The 18,579-nt window shown below is 58.6% G+C and carries 16 protein-coding genes; 3 read left to right on the forward strand and 13 right to left on the reverse strand.

The window, feature by feature from the left end:
- Nucleotides 1-51 precede the first annotated feature (51 nt).
- Together ASD46_RS11985 and ASD46_RS11990 are read right to left on the reverse strand one after the other, a co-directional pair.
- Nucleotides 52-585 (reverse strand): hypothetical protein, encoded by a 534-nt coding sequence (locus tag ASD46_RS11985; protein ID WP_035199477.1) that lies wholly within the window; start codon nucleotides 583-585, stop codon nucleotides 52-54.
- A gap of 82 nt (nucleotides 586-667) precedes the next feature.
- Complete coding sequence (locus tag ASD46_RS11990) at nucleotides 668-892, reverse strand: aa3-type cytochrome c oxidase subunit IV (protein WP_003510978.1); 225 nt, start codon at nucleotides 890-892, stop codon at nucleotides 668-670.
- Between the two features lie 406 nt (nucleotides 893-1,298).
- On the opposite strand from ASD46_RS11990, the gene ASD46_RS12000 reads away from it, so the two are divergent.
- Nucleotides 1,299-1,838: a TRAP transporter small permease subunit gene (locus ASD46_RS12000; RefSeq protein WP_003510982.1), complete on the forward strand. Its 540-nt coding sequence runs from the start codon at nucleotides 1,299-1,301 to the stop codon at nucleotides 1,836-1,838.
- Between the two features lie 32 nt (nucleotides 1,839-1,870).
- Complete coding sequence (locus ASD46_RS12005; RefSeq protein ID WP_003510985.1) at nucleotides 1,871-3,352, forward strand: TRAP transporter large permease; 1,482 nt, start codon at nucleotides 1,871-1,873, stop codon at nucleotides 3,350-3,352.
- 326 nt (nucleotides 3,353-3,678) lie between these two features.
- Here ASD46_RS12005 and ASD46_RS12010 read toward each other — a convergent pair whose 3' ends face one another.
- Nucleotides 3,679-4,776 carry a TRAP transporter substrate-binding protein gene (locus ASD46_RS12010; RefSeq protein ID WP_003510986.1) on the reverse strand — a complete coding sequence of 366 codons (1,098 nt, stop codon included), beginning with the start codon at nucleotides 4,774-4,776 and terminating at the stop codon, nucleotides 3,679-3,681.
- Between the two features lie 304 nt (nucleotides 4,777-5,080).
- Here ASD46_RS12010 and ASD46_RS12015 point away from each other — a divergent pair, with 304 nt between their 5' ends.
- The gene (locus ASD46_RS12015) at nucleotides 5,081-5,836 is read left to right on the forward strand and encodes a gamma-glutamyl-gamma-aminobutyrate hydrolase family protein (protein WP_060642300.1); all 756 of its coding nucleotides are present in this window, start codon (nucleotides 5,081-5,083) and stop codon (nucleotides 5,834-5,836) included.
- Nucleotides 5,837-5,934: 98 nt separating this feature from the next.
- On the opposite strand, the gene ASD46_RS12020 is transcribed toward ASD46_RS12015, so the two are convergent.
- The 10 genes from ASD46_RS12020 to ASD46_RS12065 form a co-directional block, all read right to left on the reverse strand.
- Entirely contained in the window at nucleotides 5,935-6,966 is a 1,032-nt protein-coding gene (locus tag ASD46_RS12020; protein WP_003510990.1) for an ABC transporter permease, read from the reverse strand.
- Between the two features lie 32 nt (nucleotides 6,967-6,998).
- On the reverse strand, nucleotides 6,999-8,540 hold the full coding sequence (locus tag ASD46_RS12025; protein ID WP_003510992.1) for a sugar ABC transporter ATP-binding protein: 1,542 nt from the start codon (nucleotides 8,538-8,540) through the stop codon (nucleotides 6,999-7,001).
- A gap of 241 nt (nucleotides 8,541-8,781) precedes the next feature.
- Nucleotides 8,782-9,711, reverse strand: a complete 930-nt coding sequence (locus ASD46_RS12030; protein WP_003510994.1) for a sugar ABC transporter substrate-binding protein — start codon at nucleotides 9,709-9,711, stop codon at nucleotides 8,782-8,784.
- 362 nt (nucleotides 9,712-10,073) lie between these two features.
- The gene (locus ASD46_RS12035) at nucleotides 10,074-11,516 is read right to left on the reverse strand and encodes a M20 family metallopeptidase (protein WP_003510996.1); all 1,443 of its coding nucleotides are present in this window, start codon (nucleotides 11,514-11,516) and stop codon (nucleotides 10,074-10,076) included.
- A gap of 127 nt (nucleotides 11,517-11,643) precedes the next feature.
- Nucleotides 11,644-13,188 carry an ABC transporter substrate-binding protein gene (locus tag ASD46_RS12040; protein ID WP_060642500.1) on the reverse strand — a complete coding sequence of 515 codons (1,545 nt, stop codon included), beginning with the start codon at nucleotides 13,186-13,188 and terminating at the stop codon, nucleotides 11,644-11,646.
- A 29-nt stretch (nucleotides 13,189-13,217) separates the two neighbouring features.
- Nucleotides 13,218-14,060: a serine hydrolase gene (locus tag ASD46_RS12045; protein WP_026330689.1), complete on the reverse strand. Its 843-nt coding sequence runs from the start codon at nucleotides 14,058-14,060 to the stop codon at nucleotides 13,218-13,220.
- 13 nt (nucleotides 14,061-14,073) lie between these two features.
- Nucleotides 14,074-15,708 carry an ABC transporter ATP-binding protein gene (locus ASD46_RS12050; protein ID WP_060642301.1) on the reverse strand — a complete coding sequence of 545 codons (1,635 nt, stop codon included), beginning with the start codon at nucleotides 15,706-15,708 and terminating at the stop codon, nucleotides 14,074-14,076.
- A complete protein-coding gene (locus ASD46_RS12055; RefSeq protein ID WP_060642302.1) occupies nucleotides 15,705-16,523 on the reverse strand; it encodes an ABC transporter permease in 819 nt (272 codons plus the stop codon). Before ASD46_RS12055 ends, ASD46_RS12050 begins: the two co-directional genes overlap by 4 nt.
- On the reverse strand, nucleotides 16,520-17,464 hold the full coding sequence (locus ASD46_RS12060; RefSeq protein WP_003511005.1) for an ABC transporter permease: 945 nt from the start codon (nucleotides 17,462-17,464) through the stop codon (nucleotides 16,520-16,522). The genes ASD46_RS12055 and ASD46_RS12060 overlap by 4 nt, the downstream gene beginning before the upstream one ends.
- A gap of 180 nt (nucleotides 17,465-17,644) precedes the next feature.
- Nucleotides 17,645-18,550: a LysR family transcriptional regulator gene (locus ASD46_RS12065; protein ID WP_003511007.1), complete on the reverse strand. Its 906-nt coding sequence runs from the start codon at nucleotides 18,548-18,550 to the stop codon at nucleotides 17,645-17,647.
- Between the last annotated feature and the right edge of the window lie 29 nt (nucleotides 18,551-18,579).

Here is an 18,579-nt window from a genome sequence, read left to right on the forward strand (position 1 = left end):
ATCCGGTTTCAAGCCGGTTAGAGTTTCTACGGTTTAGCGGACGCCTGCGCGCTATTTCACCTGCTGTACGGAATCTTCCGGAAACTCCACCGTGGCGAAGGATGGATAGACCTTTCGCAGGATGGTCACCTGCTGCTGATCGCTCACACGCAGCAAATACCATTGCGTACCGTCGATAAGCGCCAGGGTATGGGATTTCGCTTCGATCGTCTGGCCGCCGGTTTCCATCACCGTTTTCGTCGGAACGAGCGCATAGGGCGTTCCATCAGGCGTCTGCTGCACGCTGATCGCCGCCGTGTCCATGGTGAATTCGGTGATCTTGACCGCTGCAAGCGCCATTTGCATCTGCGTGGTCAGAGCGCTACGCAACTGCCCGACGGAAACACCCGCGTCGTTTGCAATGAACTCAAAGATTTTCGGCGGCACCGTCCGGCCGACAAAATCAAAATCCTGCGCATTCAAGGCAGCGCTGAACCGCTCAATCTGTGTTTGCAGCTTGTCTTGCTCAGACGGCAAAAGATCGCGCGACAAAGCGGGATGCGACATAACCGCCAGCAATAACAGCCAGGCAAACAGGCGTTTCATTGCTTCGCCTTTCCGGGTTTGGGCTTGCCGGTAGCAAGGCATCGCAGCGTCCGCGCCGCGACACGCTTGTGAACAGCGTCGCTCAGCGCAGCAGAATGAAACCCGCAGCCGAAAGCACGAGGAAAACGATAAGGCCGCCAAGGAAACCCACGGACGTAAAGAAACCCGCGACCATGGCCAGCATCAGCACGCAGACCAGCATCGTGCCGTACTTCGTCATGGCAAGAAAAGCGTTGTAGGTCTTTTCATGCTCGGCGTAGTTCATCTCGGCGCCAACTTCGACCGGACCTGTGTGGTGTTCGCTCATTCCGCTTCCCCTTCTGCTCCATCCGCCATACCCGCCGCACAAGACAATTTGCCCTGCGGAAGATAACGGGCCCATGCCGGAGCCAGAGGTAACATGAAGTCGGCGAAAAGTGCAATGCGTTCCACACGAAAGAACATCGATGACAAGCGGGGCAAACGGTATGCCGTGCAAAGCGTGCCGTCGTGCAACATTCTTTTGTAAACGGTTGAAAACGGCGGCCATGCGGCCGGTTTAATAGTGGTTTCGGTTGCTTTTCGGACAGCCTGCCCATACACGGGATTCTGTGGGGAGGAACGCCGGAATTTGGCTGTGCGGATACGCGTGGAGGCGTGCCCGTCACGATGGCCGACCGGCTTGCTTGCCACCATAACCCGCAAAGGGCCCGGCAAGGGAAGAGGGGAAAGTCATGAAACCGCTTTTGAAATTAAGTGCGCTGATCGACCTTGTCAGCGAAGCTCTGGGCAAGGTCGCCGGTTATCTGGTGCTTGTCTGCTGCCTCGTCAGCGCCGGAAACGCCATGGTGCGTTATACCTTCAATTATAGTTCAAACGGCTGGCTCGAAATCCAGTGGTACATGTTTGCCTTCATCGTGCTGGTGGGTGCCTCCTACACGCTGCGCATGAACGAACATGTGCGGGTGGACATCATCTACGGGGCTATCTCGTCTCGCACGCGCCTGTGGGTGGACATCATCGGCATCGTACTTTTTCTTATGCCCGCATGCTTTTATCTGGCCTGGCTTTCCTGGCCGATGTTCATGCTTTCCTGGCATCAGAACGAAATGTCCTCCAATGCCGGCGGGCTTATCCGCTGGCCGGTGAAACTCATCATCTTCGCCGGTTTCGCCCTTCTGGTTCTTCAGGGATTTTCCGAACTCATCAAGCGCATCGGCGCCCTCAACGGGCTTTATGCGCTCGATACGAAGTACGAAAAACCCCTGCAATGATCGCCGCGATCTGAACCTTCAGGATATTTCCAATGTTCGAATATGGAATTCTTCCGCCACTGATGTTCCTCGGCATGATCATCTTCATGCTCTACGGATTTCCGGTTGCTTTCTCTCTTGCCACCGTCGGTCTGGTTTTCGGCGTCATCGGCATCTTCACCGAGCATTTTTCGCCGGCCTTCCTTCAGGCCTTGCCGCTGCGCATCTTCGGTATCGTCTCGAACGACCTGCTGCTCGCCATTCCGTTCTTCACCTTCATGGGCGCTATTCTGGAGCGATGCGGGCTTGCCGAAGATTTGCTTGAAGGCACGGGCAAGCTGTTCGGCGCCATTCCGGGCGGCCTCGCCTATGCCGTCATCATCGTCGGCGCAATCCTTGGCGCGATCACCGGCACGGTTGCCGCCTCCGTCATCACCATGGGCGTCATCTCGCTGCCGATCATGCTGAAATATGGTTACAATCCGCGCCTCGCCACCGGCGTCATCGCCGCGTCGGGCACCATCACGCAGGTCATTCCGCCTTCGCTCGTGCTGATCGTTCTTGCCGACCAGCTCGGTAAATCCGTCGGCGACATGTATCTCGGCGCAATCGGCCCGTCGATCCTGCAAGTCGCCATCTTCATGCTCTTCATCCTGTTCATGTCGATCGTGCGGCCGAAGGATTTGCCTGCTTTGCCGCCAGAAGCGCGGGGCGAACTCAACCGTGCACTGGTATTTCGCGTGCTGGCGGGCATGGTGCCCTCCATCGTGCTTATCTTCCTCGTGCTCGGCACCATCTTCCTCGGCCTTGCAACACCAACGGAAGCCGGCGCGCTCGGCGTCGTCGGCGCCATGGCGCTGGCCGCAGCCCACCGCCGCCTCACCTGGGATCTCGTCAAGCAGGGTATGCATTCCACCATGCACATCACGTCCATGGTGGTGTTCATTCTGGTAGGCGCCACCTGCTTTTCCCTCGTCTTTCAGGGCATGGACGGTTCGCTGTGGATCGAGCACATGTTGTCGGGCATTCCGGGCGGCCCGATCGGCTTCCTGATCTTCGTCAACATCTTCATCTTCTTCCTCGCCTTCTTCCTCGATTTCTTCGAGATCGCCTTCATCGTCATCCCGATGCTCGCACCCATCGCGCAGGCGCTCGGCATCGACCTGATCTGGTTCGGCGTGCTGATCTGCATCAACATGCAGACCAGCTTCATGCACCCGCCCTTCGGTTTCGCGCTGTTCTACCTGCGCTCAATCGCGCCGCGCACGGTCAAGACCTCGGATATCTACATGGGTGCCATTCCCTGGCTCGGCATGCAGCTCATCCTCGTCGCCATCGTGATCTTCTGGCCGGAATCCGTCACCTACTGGTTGGATAAAGCACCCCAGGTGGACCTCAACTCCATCAAGATCGAAGTGCCTGCCTTCGGCAATCAGGGCGGCAACACCATGCCCAATTTCGGCCTGCCAGGAGGCCAGCCGGGTGGGTTGCCAGGCATGCCTAACCTCGGTGAACCACCGAAGATCGGGCCTTAACCGGCGTCTTTTAAGGATTTTTCGGAGAACTTATCGTTGCTGAACGGAAGACAGGGTTGCACCCCTGCCTTCCATTTACTCTGTGTTGAAATTGAACCTGACAGTCATCGACCAGCCTGTCCGGTTTTTCCGAGGTCAGCGTGGCAAATCATTGCCGAGACTGCGCCTGGTCACTGAGCCTGGTCACTGAGCCTGCGGCTTTTGCTTCCGACAGCCCTGATCGTCAATCGCCCTTTCCTGGCGGGCGGATGCAGGCGCGACGGCACAACAAAAACCCCGGGGACCGAAGTCCCCGAGGCTTTTGTCCGGTCCGCCGCACCGAATAATCAGAGCTTGCCGTTACGCTGCTGGATCATCATGAAAGTATCGAAAGTATATTCCGCAAGCTGCATCCACAGGTAACCCTCGCGCTTGAAGGCGACCTGATCCTCGTAGATCTTCTTGAAGTCCGGGTTGGTTGCTGAAATATTGGCATAGACTTCCAACGCTGCCTTATAGCAGGCCTCGAGGATTTCCTGGCTGAAGGGCCGCAGCACGGCACCTTCCGAAACCAGCTGCTTGATGGCGATCGGGTTTTTCGCGTCGTATTTCGCCATCATGCTGGTATTGGCGAAAGCGCAGGCATCCTGCAGCACCGTCTGGTAATTCTTCGGCAGGCTGTTCCACTTGTCCAGATTGACGAAGGAATGGATGACCGGTCCGCCTTCCCAGAAGGCCGGGTAATAATAATATTTAGCCACCTTCTGGAAACCGAGCTTGTGGTCGTCATACGGACCGACCCATTCGGCGGCATCAATGGTGCCTTTTTCCAGCGCCGGATAGATATCGCCGCCGGCGATCTGCTGCGGGACCACGCCGAGCTTTTCCACCACCTTGCCGGCAAGACCGGCAATGCGCATCTTCACACCCTTGAAATCGTCGACGGTGTTGATTTCCTTGCGGAACCAGCCGCCCATCTGGGCGCCGGTATTGCCTGATATCATGCCGTAGAGATTGTGCTTGGCGTAAAACTCGTTGAGCAGCTTGTTGCCGTTGCCTTCGTAGAACCAGGAATTGGTCAGGCGGGCATTAAGACCGAACGGTATCGCCGTGCCGATAGCGAAGGTCGGATCCTTGCCAACGTAATAATAGGAGCAGGTATGGCACATTTCCACCGTACCCGATGATACGGCATCGGCTGCTTGCAGGCCGGGCACGATTTCGCCAGCCGCAAAGGGCTGGATGGTGAAATTGCCGTCGGTAGCGGCCGCCACATGTTTGGCAATATCCTCGGCGCCGCCATAGATTGTATCGAGAGACTTCGGAAACGACGACGTCAGTCGCCAGGTGATCTTTGTATTCTGTTGTGCAATTGCGGGCGCAGCCAAGGCTGTCGCAGCAGCCCCCGCCAGCGCACCTTTTTTCATAAAGGAACGGCGATCCATCTATATCCTCCCAGATATCAACGCTGCCCGCAGCTTGAATTCCCCTCGTGCTGTTCAGGCATCGCAGCAAAGTAAGCACGGTTACCGCCTAGCTGACAAGCACCCGCGCCAAGAATTAATTGCCGGAAAACCAGCCATATCAGGATTTTTTCGGCGGCCTCTTCGCTATTTTATTTGCAACTGAAATATCGCGACGCCGCCTTATACTTTAGCCGCATATATTGCGTTCCGAAGACGAAACACATGCTTGACTTGGCCCGCTGGCAGTCGCACAAATTTTCGAAGATTCGCCCCCGGAGCCACCATGCCAAAACCGATTATCGCCGTCCCCGCCGACATCCGGCATTTCACCGGAGCCGACTGGCACGCCGCGCAGAACCAGTATCTTTCCGCGGCGCTGAAGGTGGCTGATGTCATGTCCTTCATCGTTCCGGCCTTTGAGGACGGCAATGAGGTTGATGCCATCCTCGACCGGGTCGATGGCTTGCTCGTCTCCGGCTCGGCCACAAATGTCCACCCTTCTCTTTACGGAAAAGAGGCAAAGGAGAGTGACGGCCCGTTCGATCCAGCCCGCGACGCCACCAGCCTGCCGCTGATCCGCCGGGCGTTGGAACGCGGCATTCCGATGCTTGCCATCTGTCGCGGCATTCAGGAGCTGAACGTCGCGCTGGGCGGCACGCTTGCTTCCGAAATTCAGGAACAGCCCGGAATTTGGGACCACCGCAAGCCGGAACATGAGGACCGCGACGTGGCCTTCGCCATCCGCCAGCCGGTGCATGTGCGCGAAGGCTCCTGCATTGCACAGCATCTTGGCATGTCGGGAGAAATCCAGATCAATTCGCTGCATCGGCAGGCAATTGCCGAGACCGCGCCACGCCTGCAGGTGGAGGCGACGGCGGCAGACGGCACGATCGAGGCCGTTTCCGTCATCGATGCCAAGGGCTTTGCCGTTGGTGTGCAATGGCACCCGGAATATTGGGCCGAGACAGACGCACCCTCGCGCGCTTTGTTCGAAGCTTTCGGCAAGGCAGTTCACGAGTACCGCAACAGCAAGACCTGAAACCGACCCCTCCCCTCCAAGGCCATTCAGGTCCTTGTCGATAGGACAAAAAAAGGGGCAAGCCTGAAGGCCTGCCCCAGGTCCGGGAGGAGGAGTGCTTAGCGTTTTGCGCGTTTCTTCTGGCGGTAGACGTCAGCGACGACGGCGGCCACGATGATCAGTCCCTTGACGATCTCCTGGTAATAGGCATCGACCCTGAGGAACGTGAAACCGGATGTCATGACACCGAGAATGATGGTGCCGATCACTGTGCCGGTAATACGGCCAGCACCGCCGGCGAGCGAAGTGCCGCCGATAACGGCCGCGGCGATGGCGTCGAGTTCATACATCACACCCATGCCGGCCTGCGCCGTCTGTGCACGGGCAGCGGTGACGACACCTGCAAGACCGGCCAGCATGCCGGCAATGGCATAGACCTTGATCAGATGCGCCTCGATATTGATACCGGAAACGCGGGCGGCCTGCTGGTTGGCGCCGATGGCATAGGTGAACTTGCCGTAACGGGTGTAACGCAGCGCGACGTGGAAAATAACCGCGACGACGAGGAAAACCACGACCGGCCAGACACCTGTTCCGATGAAGGTGAAACCGTCGGTCAGACCGGAAATCGGTTGGCCCTTGGTGTACCATTTGGAAAGGCCGCGCGCCGTCACCATCATGCCCAGGGTTGCGATGAAGGGCGGGATTTTCGTGCGTGCTATAAGCTGCCCGTTGATGAAACCGGCCAAAGCGCCAGCCAGAATGCCGACAGCCAGCGGCATGAAGAAAGGCAGATCGGTCAGACCCGGGTAAAGCGCCCGCGGCCATGTGGACGACTGCCCCACGCTGGCGGACAACATCGCCGTCAGACCGACGACCGAACCGGAGGACAGATCGATGCCGCCGGTGATGATGACCTGCGTGACGCCGACGGCGATGATGCCGATGACGGACACCTGCAGGATCATGATCGTCAGGCGCTGCTGGTTCATCAGAAAGCTCTGGCCGATGAAAATCCAGCCAAGAATTTCGTAAACCAGCGCGATGCCAATCAGCACGAAAAATATATTTGCTTCGGGCGGTATGCGCCTGTGCGGCTTGCGTCCGGATTTTGCATCCAACTCTGCGTTGGCGGCGGCGTTCGTATTCATAGTCATTCCTCCTCGAGAAATCCCGGCGCGCCTCACCGCGATGCGAGATCCATCACTTTCACCTGTGTGGCTTCACTTCTGTCAAGGAAGCCCGTCACGCGACCCTCATGCATGACCATGATACGGTCGCTCATGCCCAAAACCTCCGGCATTTCGGAGGAAATCATGATGACGGCGACGCCATTGCGCGCCATCTCGCCAACCAGCTTGTGGATTTCGGCTTTTGCCCCGACATCGATCCCGCGCGTCGGCTCATCCAGAATGAGGATACGTGGCTGTGTCAGCATCCAGCGCCCGATCAGCACCTTCTGCTGATTACCGCCCGACAGGTTTTCGATGCGCTCGTAAAGATTGGGCGTCTTGACCCGGAGCTTGCGGCACATGTCGTCGCAGGCTTCCGAAAGCGTCTTTTCCTGCACGAAGCCGTTGGCGACATATTTGTCCTGTAGAACCGCGATCTGCATGTTCTCAAGAATATTGAGGATCAGCAGGCAGCCGGTATCCTTGCGGTCTTCCGTCAGGAACGCCATGCGGTGACGGATCGCCTCTGTCGGACTTGCGATCGACACAGGCTTGCCGTTGATTTCCACAGTGCCAGAAGACGCCGGCGTAACGCCGAACACCGTTTCCGCCACGTTCGAGCGGCCAGAACCGACAAGGCCGGCGACACCTAGAATTTCCCCGGCGCGAACATCAAATGACACGTCATGGAAGACGCCGTTCAGCGTCAGATTCTTGACCGACAGCACCACATCGCCGATCGGAACCTCTTCCTTCGGGAACATCTGGGTAATTTCGCGCCCCACCATCATGCGGATGATGTCGTCTCGTGTCACATCGGTGGACGCGTGGGTGCCGATATATTTGCCGTCGCGAAAGACGGAAAACTCATCGGCGATCTCGAAAAGCTCATTCATCTTGTGAGTGATGTAGACGATGCCGATACCGCGGTCCCTGAGGTCGCGGATGATGCGGAACAGATGTTCCACCTCGCGCTCCGTCAACGCTGACGTCGGTTCGTCCATGATGAGAACGTCGGAATCGTAGGAAACCGCCTTGGCGATTTCGACCATCTGCCGGCTTGCGACCGATAGTTCGCCGACACGCATTTCCGGATCGAGATCGATACCGAGCCTTTCGAGCAATGTCTGGGTGCGGCGATACATTTCGCCATGGTCGATAAAGCCCAGTCGGTTTTTTGGCTCTCGGCGAATCCATATATTTTCCGCCACCGTCATATAGGCCATCAGGTTGAGTTCCTGATGGATCATCGCAATGCCGTTTTCGAGCGCATCAAGCGGTGAATCGAGGCGTATCGCAGCGCCCTTCAGGCGAATTTCTCCGACATCCGGCTGATAGATACCTGCCAGAATCTTCATCAGCGTCGATTTACCGGCGCCGTTCTCACCCATCAGCGCATGCACGGTGCCGCGCTTGAGGTGGAACGAAACGTCATCCAGCGCGACAACGCCTGGAAATTCCTTGCGTATGCCGTCCGCTGCGAGAAGATATTCTGCATTGGGCACGGCGCCGCTGGCGCGCACGGCGGCCATTGTCGATGGGCTGACGACCATCTTATCCTCCACGATAGACAAAAATGACCGGGGAAGAGGTTTCGCCAAAAGGCGCCCATCCTCCGGGGAGGCTTACAGCGCCGTGCCGATCAAGACACACAAAAGCGCTGTAACACTTTGAATTCACTGAAATACTATTCTAGCCTGCTTCAACTCGGCGTCTGAGACGCCGACTGCCGTCCAGAACCGGCATTTGCTTCCGATATTGCTTGAAACGGTCGCAAATGCCGGTAAAGGGTCGTCAGTTCTTGGCTACGTAGTCCTTGACGTTTTCCGGGGTAACGAGCTGGAAGGGAATGTAGACCTTCTTATCCACCTTGTCGCCCTTGACGAGCTTCAGTGCGGCATCGAGAGCACCCTTGCCCTGGCCAGCCGCATCTTGGAAGACCGTCACGTCGAGATCGCCTGCCTGCATGGCGGCAAGAGCGTCTTGCGTGGCATCCACACCGGCAACGACATATTCCTTCATGTCCTTGCCCGCGGCCTTCAGAGCCTGGATAGCGCCGATCGCCATTTCATCGTTATTGGCGATGACGGCATTGAACTCGATACCGCCGGACAGCCAGTTGGTGACGAGGTCGGAACCCTGCGTGCGCTGCCAATTCGCCGTCTGCTCTTCAACCACGGAAATGCCCTTGCATTCATCGGTTTTCAGAACATCGTGAACGGCCTGCGTGCGCATGCGCGCGCCCTGATTGGACAACTCGCCCATCATGATCACGGCCTTGCCCTTGCCACCGAGAAGGCGGCAGACTTCCTTGGTTTCAAGCGTGCCGGCCACGGTTTCTTCCGATGCCACGAAGGCCTGGCCATCTGGCAGGGAATCCACGTTTACCGGCTGGCGGTTGACGTAAACCAGCGGAATCTTGGCTTCAGCAGCAAGTTTCGACATGGCCGCCGTCGCATCCGTATCAACCGGATTGACGATGATCGCATCGACCTTGGAGGCGATGAAATTCTGGATCTGGCTCTGCTGCTTGGCAACGTCGTTCTGCGCGTCCTCAACTTGCAGGGTGACGCCCTTCAGCTCCTTGGAATAATCCTGCATGCCGTTGCGCAGCACGGTCAGGAAGTTGTCGTCGAACAGGGCCATCGAAACACCGACGGTCTCGGCATGTGCCGCCGTGCCCAAAAGCACAGACATAGCCGCACTGATAATAAGCTTTTTCATTGTTTTCTCCTCCTCGGTGTCCAGCGCCACCTCTCCCAGCCGGAAACGGACCCGAGAGCCCGCCGCTAACTCCTCACATCCAGAAAACGGAATAATGAAACCGAATTTCTGTTGTTCGATATATTTATTCCATTTTTGGTTCGAACGTCAATGCTTTCTTCGTGGCCGTGAAGCGAGACGGCACACAAGGCGGTGATGACCAGGAGTTTTCAGAGAAAACGGGGATAGCCCCCTCCGCCCTGGCGTGGGCGGAGGGGGCTCATGCGCTTGCTGAGCACTTTCGCGGAAGTTGCTGGGCTGCCTGCGATAAAACATCACGGACAAATGGAAGAGTTGGACGGGCGCGAAAGACGCGCCACGTCTTAATCGTGAAAACCGGGCATCACATCCGCCGGAATGGGGCAGACATAATCACTGCCCTCGGTTTTCTCCAGCCATTCTTTTTTGACACTTTCAAGCAGCTCGGGCGAGGTCATCAGCGAAAGACCCGTCGATGCGAGCGTCTTGGCAGCGTGTGCCATGGCTTTGTGGGCGGCCGGGCTTTTGCCCTGCGCCACCACCTGCCATGTATGCGGATTGGTCCCGATTGCCCATGCGGGCGTCCAGCATTGCGCTGTCGGCGTCACCCAACTGACATCACCGACATCGGTCGAGCCGGCACGAAAATGCGACTGCCCCTCGAAATCGCGCAGGCCGAGATGCAGCGGCGTCGACCCGTCGATCTTCCCGTTGGAAAAGACGTCGCCCTTGATCTGGTAGAGCCGGATGCTGCTTTTGATCGCCTCTTCCGTGAACGTGTCCTGAATGACCTTGGCGAAGGCCTGATCGGCCTCGTCGAAGGCTATGGGTCCAAGCGCCACCATGTTTTCATGCATCGCCGTTTCGAGCGTGATGTTGGGCAGGAGATTGGTGGAGGCGGTATCGAAGACGATCTCCACCTCTGTTTCGGTCATCATGGCCGCGCCACGCGCGACCTTGTCCACACGGGCTGCGAGATCGAGCGCCTGGCGCATTTCAGGTGCGCGGATCAGATAGAGCACTTCGGCCTTTGCCTGCACCACATTTGCCGCTTTGCCGCCGGCATCGGTGATCGCATAATGCACCCGGCAATCCTGCGGCATGTGTTCGCGCAGGAAATTGACGCCGACATTCATCAGTTCAACGGCATCGAGCGCCGAGCGACCAAGATGGGCGGCGTTGGAGGCATGGGAAGCAACGCCCTTGAAACGATAAAAATATTCCAGCACCGCGAGATTGTTGGTGGAGCGCACGCCGTTGAAGGGCGCGGGATGCCATGTCAAAGCCGCATCGACATCGTCAAAAAGACCGGCACGCACCATGAAAGTCTTGCCGGAACCGCCCTCTTCGCCGGGGCAGCCATAATAACGCACCGTGCCGGGCAGGTTGTTGGCTTTCAGATGCCGGGCAAGTGCGATAGCGGCCATCAGCGAGCCGACGCCGAGCAGATTGTGGCCGCAGCCATGGCCGGAGGCGTCGGGTTGAAGCGGTTTTGCCTCGGCCACGCCGGCCATCTGGCTCATGCCAGCAAGCGCGTCAAATTCACCGAGGAAGGCAATAACCGGCTTGCCGTGGCCGAATTCACCGATGAAGGCCGTGTCCATGCCAGCTACACCGCGGCGGACCACAAAGCCGTTCTCCTCAAGCGCGTTTGCTAGAACCCCGGCAGATTGCCTCTCCTCGAATTTGAGTTCGGCAAAATCCCAGATGCTGTCGCTCAAAGTGGTGAAATGTGGCTTCATTGACTCGATTTCGGCGGCAATCGACATCACGGCTTCACGGTTCATGGCTTGTCCTCGCATTCCTGCCCCTTAAGGGCGCACGCAAACGCTTCGGCGGGGGGCCGCCAAATCATTACGGTCATGATGGAAAATGCCCGCGCCGGGCTTTGCTTCCGGCGCGGGCAATATTGGATCAGTTGTCGACCGAGACTTCCCAGAGGCGGGCGTTCGACTGCCAGACCGGCTGACCCTTGAGCTTCTTGGTCGCGCCCCAGACATCGACCATGTCGTAAAGGAAGATGCCGGGCATTTCCTTCAGCATCAGTTCGTGGAACTCGTCGAAAATTTTCTGGCGCTTCGCCTGGTCGGCCTCGACATAGGCAGCCTTCATCAGCTCGATCGCCTTCGGATCATCCCACATCAGGGAGGCGTTCTTGTCCTTGTTACCGACGTAGAATGCATACATCAGGGCCGGATCGAGACGCGGCGCGACAGACTGCGAGATCACCTGATAATTGCCGGAACGGCGACGATCCACCTGCGTGGCATAGTCCAGCACCTCGATCTGTACGTTCAGACCCGCCTGCTGCATCATGGCCTGCGCCATGACGGCTGCCGGAAAACTCGGCACATTGCCGCGCTTGTTGGCGATGATAGAGATCGGCTCGCCCTTGTAACCGGCTGCCTCCAGTTCCTTCTTGGCTGCCTCGATGTCATAGGCCGGACGCTTCTTCTGGGTCTCATCGAAATAGACCGAGTCCTGCGAAACCATCGAGCCGTTGGCTTCGCCCGTACCGTTCGATGCGGCGGCGACCAGTTCATCGAGATCAAGCGCCATCGCCATGGCGCGGCGTACGCCGGGATTGCTCAGCACCTTGTCGCGGGTCTGAATATAGAAAAGGTTCTTGCCGTTGTTGCGGGCAACAATGAGCTGCATCTTCTCATTCGTCTTGAACTCCGGAATGAGATCGGGAGAAATCTCGGCGGTGTCGAGCACGCCGGATTCGAGGCCCGCCTTCACGGTCGAGGCGTCCGGAATAACCATGAACTTGATGCCGTCGGCCAGCGGCCGCTTGGAGCCGACCATGCCATCCGGCTTGCCGTCATTTACAGGCGAAACATAATCCGCGAATTTGGCGAGGCGGATATATTCACCCTTCTTCCATTCGTTCCACTGGAACGGACCGGTGCCGATGGGCTTGACGAAGCTGCCGTCAGCGGCAACAGATTCCGGTGAGATCATGCCGGTATAACCGCATTCGGGCCGCGACATCAGGCCGAGGAAAACGGCTGACGGCTTTTCAAGCGTGATCTGAACCGTGGAGGCGTCCGTGGCCTTGACGCCGGTGACATGCGCGGCACCGCCTTCCACGAAATCATTCAGGCAGGCCCATTTGGTTTCGGGCTTCAGATAGCGCGTCCAGTTCCAGACGACATCTTCTGCGGTGAGCGGCTTGCCGTTATGGAATTTCACATCCGCGCGCAGCTTGAACGTATAGGTGAGGCCATCTGGCGAAACCTCGAAGCTCTCGGCAAGCAGCGGCTTTACTTCGCCGCCATTGTTGTAACCGACGAGGCCTTCGACGATGTGCAGGATCACCCCGTCCGTATTGCCGTCACGATTGACGCCGGGATTGCTGCTGCGCAGATCGGAGCTCTGCGCGATGGTGATGTCGCGAGCCGCCGCGATATTGGCTGTTACGAGCAGGGCCGCGCCTGCGAGAAGAAGTTTGTTCACTGTTCTACCCTCTTTGTTGTCGTTGATTATCATTGTTGAAAGCCGTCCCAGCAGGCCTGCGCCAGCCGGCCGATCGTTTCGAGCGCGATGGTGTATCCCGGCGTGCCGTCAGGCATCACCTGCGGCACTTCATCGGTATAGGCGGTGATGATGAAAGACGGCGCGCCGTTTCTGTAGACGATGCCGGCGTCCATACGCCCGCGCTTGCCGCGTCCGCTCTTGCTCGCCACCACAGCCTCGAATGGCAGGCGGGAGCGGATTCCGTAGCGCAATATCTGGTTTTTCAGCGTCTGCATTGCCCAGCCGCACAATTGCGGGCTGCAGCCGAGCTTTGCCTGCGCCTCTGGCGAGGACTGGGCATCAAGAATGGTCTGAAGCAGCAGCACCTGGTCCGCCGCCGAGGTGGTGGTGACGGTCTTCAGCGGATGATCGGCCGCCAGCGCCAACGGTGGAATGAGGAAACGGTGGTGGGTATTAGCCATGCCGAGCGTCTTGCAATAGCTGTCCACCTCCTCAAGCGTCAGCCGCTCCAGCACCATCTTGGTGCAGACATTGTCGCTCAGCACCATCATGCCGGCGAGTGCATCGCGCAGGGAAATGACGATGCCCGGCGTCAGATAGCGGAACATGCCGCTGGCCACCTCTTCCGCCAGCCTCTTCTCGTAGGTGACCGGCTGGTCGAGATCGAGCCGCCCTTCGCTGGCAGCCTTGAGCACGGCCATCATGATCGACGTCTTGCGGGTGCTGCCCGACGGGGTCTCCTCGTTTTCTCCCCTTCCGATCTCTTCGCCGGTCAGGAGATTGCGCACCATGAAGCGCGTCACAAAAGGCTGTGCATCACAGATAGCATTCAGTTGGGCAGCCACAGTCATTGTCATGTTCCTGTTAAACTTCTTCTTCCAGACGCCATTTGAGTGTCACACCGCCCTTTTCATTCTGGTCGAGGGCGGGAATGGCCGAGAGGAGCCGGCGTGTGTAGGCCTCTCTCGGGCTGTCGAAAATCGTGTCGCGGTCGCCCTCTTCGATGATACGGCCGTCCTGCATGACGACGACACGGTCGGCCACCTGTTCGACCACGCCGAGATCGTGGCTGATGAACAGGCAGGAAAAGCCGTAACGTTTCTGCAGATCGGAAAAGAGATCGAGCACCTGCGCCCGCACCGTCACGTCAAGGGCGGAAACCGGTTCGTCGGCGATCAGGAACCGCGGACGGCGGGCAATGGCACGGGCAATCGCCACGCGCTGGCGTTGGCCGCCGGAAAGCTCGTGCGGATAACGGCTGGCATAGTCTGCGCCAAGCCTTACCTCTTCCAGCGTTTCCAGCGCCCGCTTGCGCTTGGCGGCCTGATCCAGGCCGGGGACGAGACGCAACGCCTCCTCCACCAGCGCCTGAATGGTCATTCGCGGATCGAGCGAGGAATAGGGATCCTGAAACACCATCTGGCAATTCAGGCGATAGTCGTTCCAGTCCTCTTTGCGTTCCCGCCCCTGAAACTGGATCTGCCCTTCGCTTTCCTTTACGAGACCGGCAATGGTGCGGCCAAGCGTGGTCTTGCCGGAGCCGGAGCCACCGACCAGTGCCACGACCTCACCTTCGTGAATATCGATGCTGACCCCATGCAGCGCCCGCTTCGGCTTGGCTTTCTTCAGCAGTGACTTGCGTCCGGCATAATCGACAACAATGTTTCGGGCTGAAATCATCGGCGCCTTGCTGGTGTCGACGACACGCGGCTCGCCCCGGAAGGGCAAAGAGGAAAGCAGCTTTTTCGTATAGGGATGCTGCGGCGCATCGAGCAGGTCTTCGGTGCGACCCTGTTCGACAATCGCGCCCTTCTCCATAACCACGATACGGCTCGTATAGCGGGCCACCATCGGCAGGTCATGGCTGATGAGAAGGACGGCTGTTCCCTCCGCCCGTGTCAGTTCGACCATCAGCTCCATGACGTCGCGCTGGATGACGGCATCGAGCGCCGTCGTCGGCTCGTCGGCGATCAGCAGCGCCGGTTTCAGGAGCATAACCGAGGCCAGCATGATGCGCTGGCGCATGCCGCCGGAAAACTCATGCGGATAGGCAGCAAGCGCCCCTTCGGGATCGCGGATACCGACCCGTCTCAGCATCTCGAGAATTTTCTCGCGGCGCTCTTCCGGCGATAACTTGGTGTGAAGGATCAGGCCTTCTTCCAACTGCCGGCCAATCGTCATCGACGGATTGAGAGAGGTCATCGGCTCCTGGAAAACGACGCCGATTTCCGCGCCGCGCAGGCGGCGAAGTTCCCTTGCCGGCAGGGACATCACGTCCCTTCCCTTGTAGATGACCGATCCACCGGTGACGGCGATTGCCGGGGGCAGAAGCGAGATGAGTGCGCGGGTGGCCAGCGTCTTTCCCGATCCGCTTTCGCCGACGATGCCGAAGATTTCGCCAGGCGCAATATCGAAGGAAACATCCTTGACTACCCGGTGGCCGCTTCCCGCGACCTCCAGCGAAAGGCCGCGCACGGTAAGAAGAGTATTGTCCGTCATTTGAGACCTCTCATGCGCGGGTCAAGCCTGTCGCGAAGGGCATCGCCCAGAAGATTGATGCCGAGCAGTGTCAGCGCGATGCAGAGACCGGGGAAAAGCCCGAGCCAGACGGCCTGCTGGATGAAGGGCCGGCCAGCGGCCAGCATGTTGCCCCAGGTGGGGGCCGGCGGTGGCACGCCAAGGCCGAGGAAGGACAGTGCGCTTTCCGAGAGGATTGCCCAGCCGAACATGGATGTGGCAAGCACCGTGATCGGCGCGATGCAATTGGGCAGGATGTGGCGGAACATGGTGTAGATCTCGCCATTGCCCATCACCAGCGATGCCTCGATGAACTCGCGCTCACGCAGCGACAATACCGCGCCACGCACCACGCGGGCCATGGATGGCGTGTAGGCGATGCCGAGCGCAAAGATGATGCCGTACTGGTTGGCACCAAAGACCGCGAGAAGGCCAAGCGCCAGGAGAATGCCGGGAAAAGCGAGAAGCGCATTGTTGATGGCCATGATGACGCCATCAATCCAGCCGCGCGCATAACCGCTGACAAGACCGATCAGAGTGCCGCAGATCGTCGCGAAGCTGACCGTCAGGAAGCCGATCCAGACGCTGGCACGCGCGCCGACCATCAGGCGGCTGAGAACATCGCGCCCGAATTCGTCGGTGCCGAGAAGATGGCTGGGACCGGGCGCGGCCAGCCGCGAGGCGAAACCGAGCTTCATCGGATCATAGGGCGTCCATAACAGGCCGGTAATGGCGGTGATGAGCAGGAGGCCGATGAGAACGCCGCCGATAAGCCCGTTGAGTGTGAACTTTTTCATTCGGCAACCACACGCGGATCGAAGAGGGGATAAAGAAGGTCGACGAAGAGATTGACCAGCACGTAGGACAGGGAAACGAACAGCAGGCAGCCCTGTATGACGGGGTAGTCACGCGCAAAGATACTGTCGACCATCAGCCGCCCGAGCCCCGGAATGGTAAAGACCGTCTCGATGACGGCGATGCCGCCGAGAAGATTGCCGAGGATGAGGCCGATCATCGTCCATGTCGGACCAAAGGCATTCTTGAAGGCGTGCCGCCAGAGGACGGCGCTCTCCGAAAGTCCCTTGGCGCGGGCATGGGTAATGTAATCCAGCCGCAGCACTTCAAGCGTGGAGGCGCGAGCCATGCGGATCAGAACACCCATTTCGTGGATCACCAGCGTCATGACAGGCAGGACGAGATAGAGCATGCCGCCAACGAGATTGTCGCTGATCGACACGTATCCCAGCACCGGCAGCCAGCCGAGCTTTAGACCGAAGAACAGCAGAAGCAGAAGCCCGAGCCAAAATGTCGGTATGGACAAAAGCAGGGTTGCCGTTCCAACCAATGCAAGATCGGTCAGGCTGTTCTGTTTCCAGGCGGCGATCACACCTGCCGGAACCGCAATCAGGCTGGCGAGAAGAACGGCGACGACGACGATCTCAGCACTGACGAGGAACCGCGACACGACCAGCGGCAATACTGCCTCGTCGTTGACGATGGACCGGCCGAAATCGCCCTGCACCACATTACCCGCCCAGATGACGAACTGTTGCGGCATGGACTTGTCGAGACCAAGCTCTGTTCTCATCGCCTCGATCTGTTCCGGTTGCGCCATGTCGCCCAGCATCAGGGCGGCCGGATCACCCGGAATGAAGCGGATGAGCGCAAAGACCGTGATCGACACAAAGGCGATCGTCGGCAGCGCCATCAAAAGACGGCTCAGTATGAATCTTATCATCGGTTCCCCACGATTGATGGCCGGGAACGTGCTCCCGCCTCTATCGGTTTCGTTGCGAATGACTATGACGGATTGATAAATAACGCGCAATATTATGCATAAACGTCATATGCCTATGCAGAATGGTGGCACGTTTCATCCTGATAGGGACAATGAGATTTCTCGCGAAAAACCCTGTTTTCAGTCGATTTTTTGCGAAAGCTGGATTTGCTGCTTCAAGGCGTCGCTGAGTGCCTGCGCCGCGATGGACAGCGGTGCGCCCGAGGCCCGGGCAAGACCGAACTCCTGGGTTGATTGCGGAATGAAGGGCAACGCCACGACGGGAAGGTGCCTGTAGAGGTTAGCATAAAAACTGCTGATGATCGTAACGCCCAGACCATGCGCGACATAGGCACATGCGGAACTGTTGGTGTGGGTCTCGATCTTCACCATGGGCTTGACGCCCGCCTTTTTGAAGACCTGCTCGAGCGCCATGCGGTTCGGCCGCTGCCGGCCGATCAGAATGAGCGGAATGTTGCGCAGGTCCTTCACCGTTATCTCGGTAAGCTCGGCTAAAGGGTGATCCTGACGGACCACGCAGACGCTTTTGCCGGTGGCGACACGCTCGACATCAATGCCCGGTCCAATTTCACCTTCCATGCGCAGGAAACCGAGGTCGATCACCCGCTCGCCAACCAGCCTGTTGATGGCGGTGGTCGTTTCAAAGAAAGTCTCGATGCGCACGCCGGGGAAATCCCTGACATAGTCTATCAGCATGGCGGGCGCGAAGTTCTCCCACATGCTGCTCGGCAGGCCGATGCGGACGATTTCCGGACCGGCAGCACCATTGCGCAGATCTTCGGCGTGGCCGGACATGCGGTCGACGGCAAGCAGCACATTTTCCGCGTCACGTGCGAGAAGCGCTGCCTCCGGCGTCGGGATCAGCCGCCCCTTGTCACGGGCAAACAGCGTCAGCGACAGGTCCGCCTCGAGCTGAGCCAGAAGCCGGCTGATACCGGACTGGCTTAGCCCCATGGCCTTGGCGGTGGCGATGGTCGAGCCGGTGGAAAGAAGCGTGCGAAGGACTTCGAGCTGCTTGATATTCATGAGGCCAGCACCATGGGATGAAAAGACGA

This window comes from Rhizobium sp. Root491, from assembly GCF_001427205.1.
Classification (GTDB): domain Bacteria; phylum Pseudomonadota; class Alphaproteobacteria; order Rhizobiales; family Rhizobiaceae; genus Agrobacterium; species Agrobacterium tumefaciens.

Bases quoted from the DNA above. Each gene is read 5' to 3' on its own strand.
- ASD46_RS11990 (WP_003510978.1), bottom strand. From the start codon at position 892: ATGAGCGAACACCACACAGGTCCGGTCGAAGTTGGCGCCGAGATGAAC.
- ASD46_RS12020 (WP_003510990.1), bottom strand. From the start codon at position 6,966: ATGAATACGAACGCCGCCGCCAACGCAGAGTTGGATGCAAAATCCGGA.
- ASD46_RS12065 (WP_003511007.1), bottom strand. From the start codon at position 18,550: ATGAATATCAAGCAGCTCGAAGTCCTTCGCACGCTTCTTTCCACCGGC.
- ASD46_RS12000 (WP_003510982.1), top strand. From the start codon at position 1,299: ATGAAACCGCTTTTGAAATTAAGTGCGCTGATCGACCTTGTCAGCGAA.
- ASD46_RS11985 (WP_035199477.1), bottom strand. From the start codon at position 585: ATGAAACGCCTGTTTGCCTGGCTGTTATTGCTGGCGGTTATGTCGCAT.
- ASD46_RS12030 (WP_003510994.1), bottom strand. From the start codon at position 9,711: ATGAAAAAGCTTATTATCAGTGCGGCTATGTCTGTGCTTTTGGGCACG.
- ASD46_RS12010 (WP_003510986.1), bottom strand. From the start codon at position 4,776: ATGGATCGCCGTTCCTTTATGAAAAAAGGTGCGCTGGCGGGGGCTGCT.
- ASD46_RS12025 (WP_003510992.1), bottom strand. From the start codon at position 8,540: ATGGTCGTCAGCCCATCGACAATGGCCGCCGTGCGCGCCAGCGGCGCC.
- ASD46_RS12015 (WP_060642300.1), top strand. From the start codon at position 5,081: ATGCCAAAACCGATTATCGCCGTCCCCGCCGACATCCGGCATTTCACC.
- ASD46_RS12060 (WP_003511005.1), bottom strand. From the start codon at position 17,464: ATGATAAGATTCATACTGAGCCGTCTTTTGATGGCGCTGCCGACGATC.
- ASD46_RS12050 (WP_060642301.1), bottom strand. From the start codon at position 15,708: ATGACGGACAATACTCTTCTTACCGTGCGCGGCCTTTCGCTGGAGGTC.
- ASD46_RS12035 (WP_003510996.1), bottom strand. From the start codon at position 11,516: ATGAACCGTGAAGCCGTGATGTCGATTGCCGCCGAAATCGAGTCAATG.
- ASD46_RS12005 (WP_003510985.1), top strand. From the start codon at position 1,871: ATGTTCGAATATGGAATTCTTCCGCCACTGATGTTCCTCGGCATGATC.
- ASD46_RS12045 (WP_026330689.1), bottom strand. From the start codon at position 14,060: ATGACTGTGGCTGCCCAACTGAATGCTATCTGTGATGCACAGCCTTTT.
- ASD46_RS12055 (WP_060642302.1), bottom strand. From the start codon at position 16,523: ATGAAAAAGTTCACACTCAACGGGCTTATCGGCGGCGTTCTCATCGGC.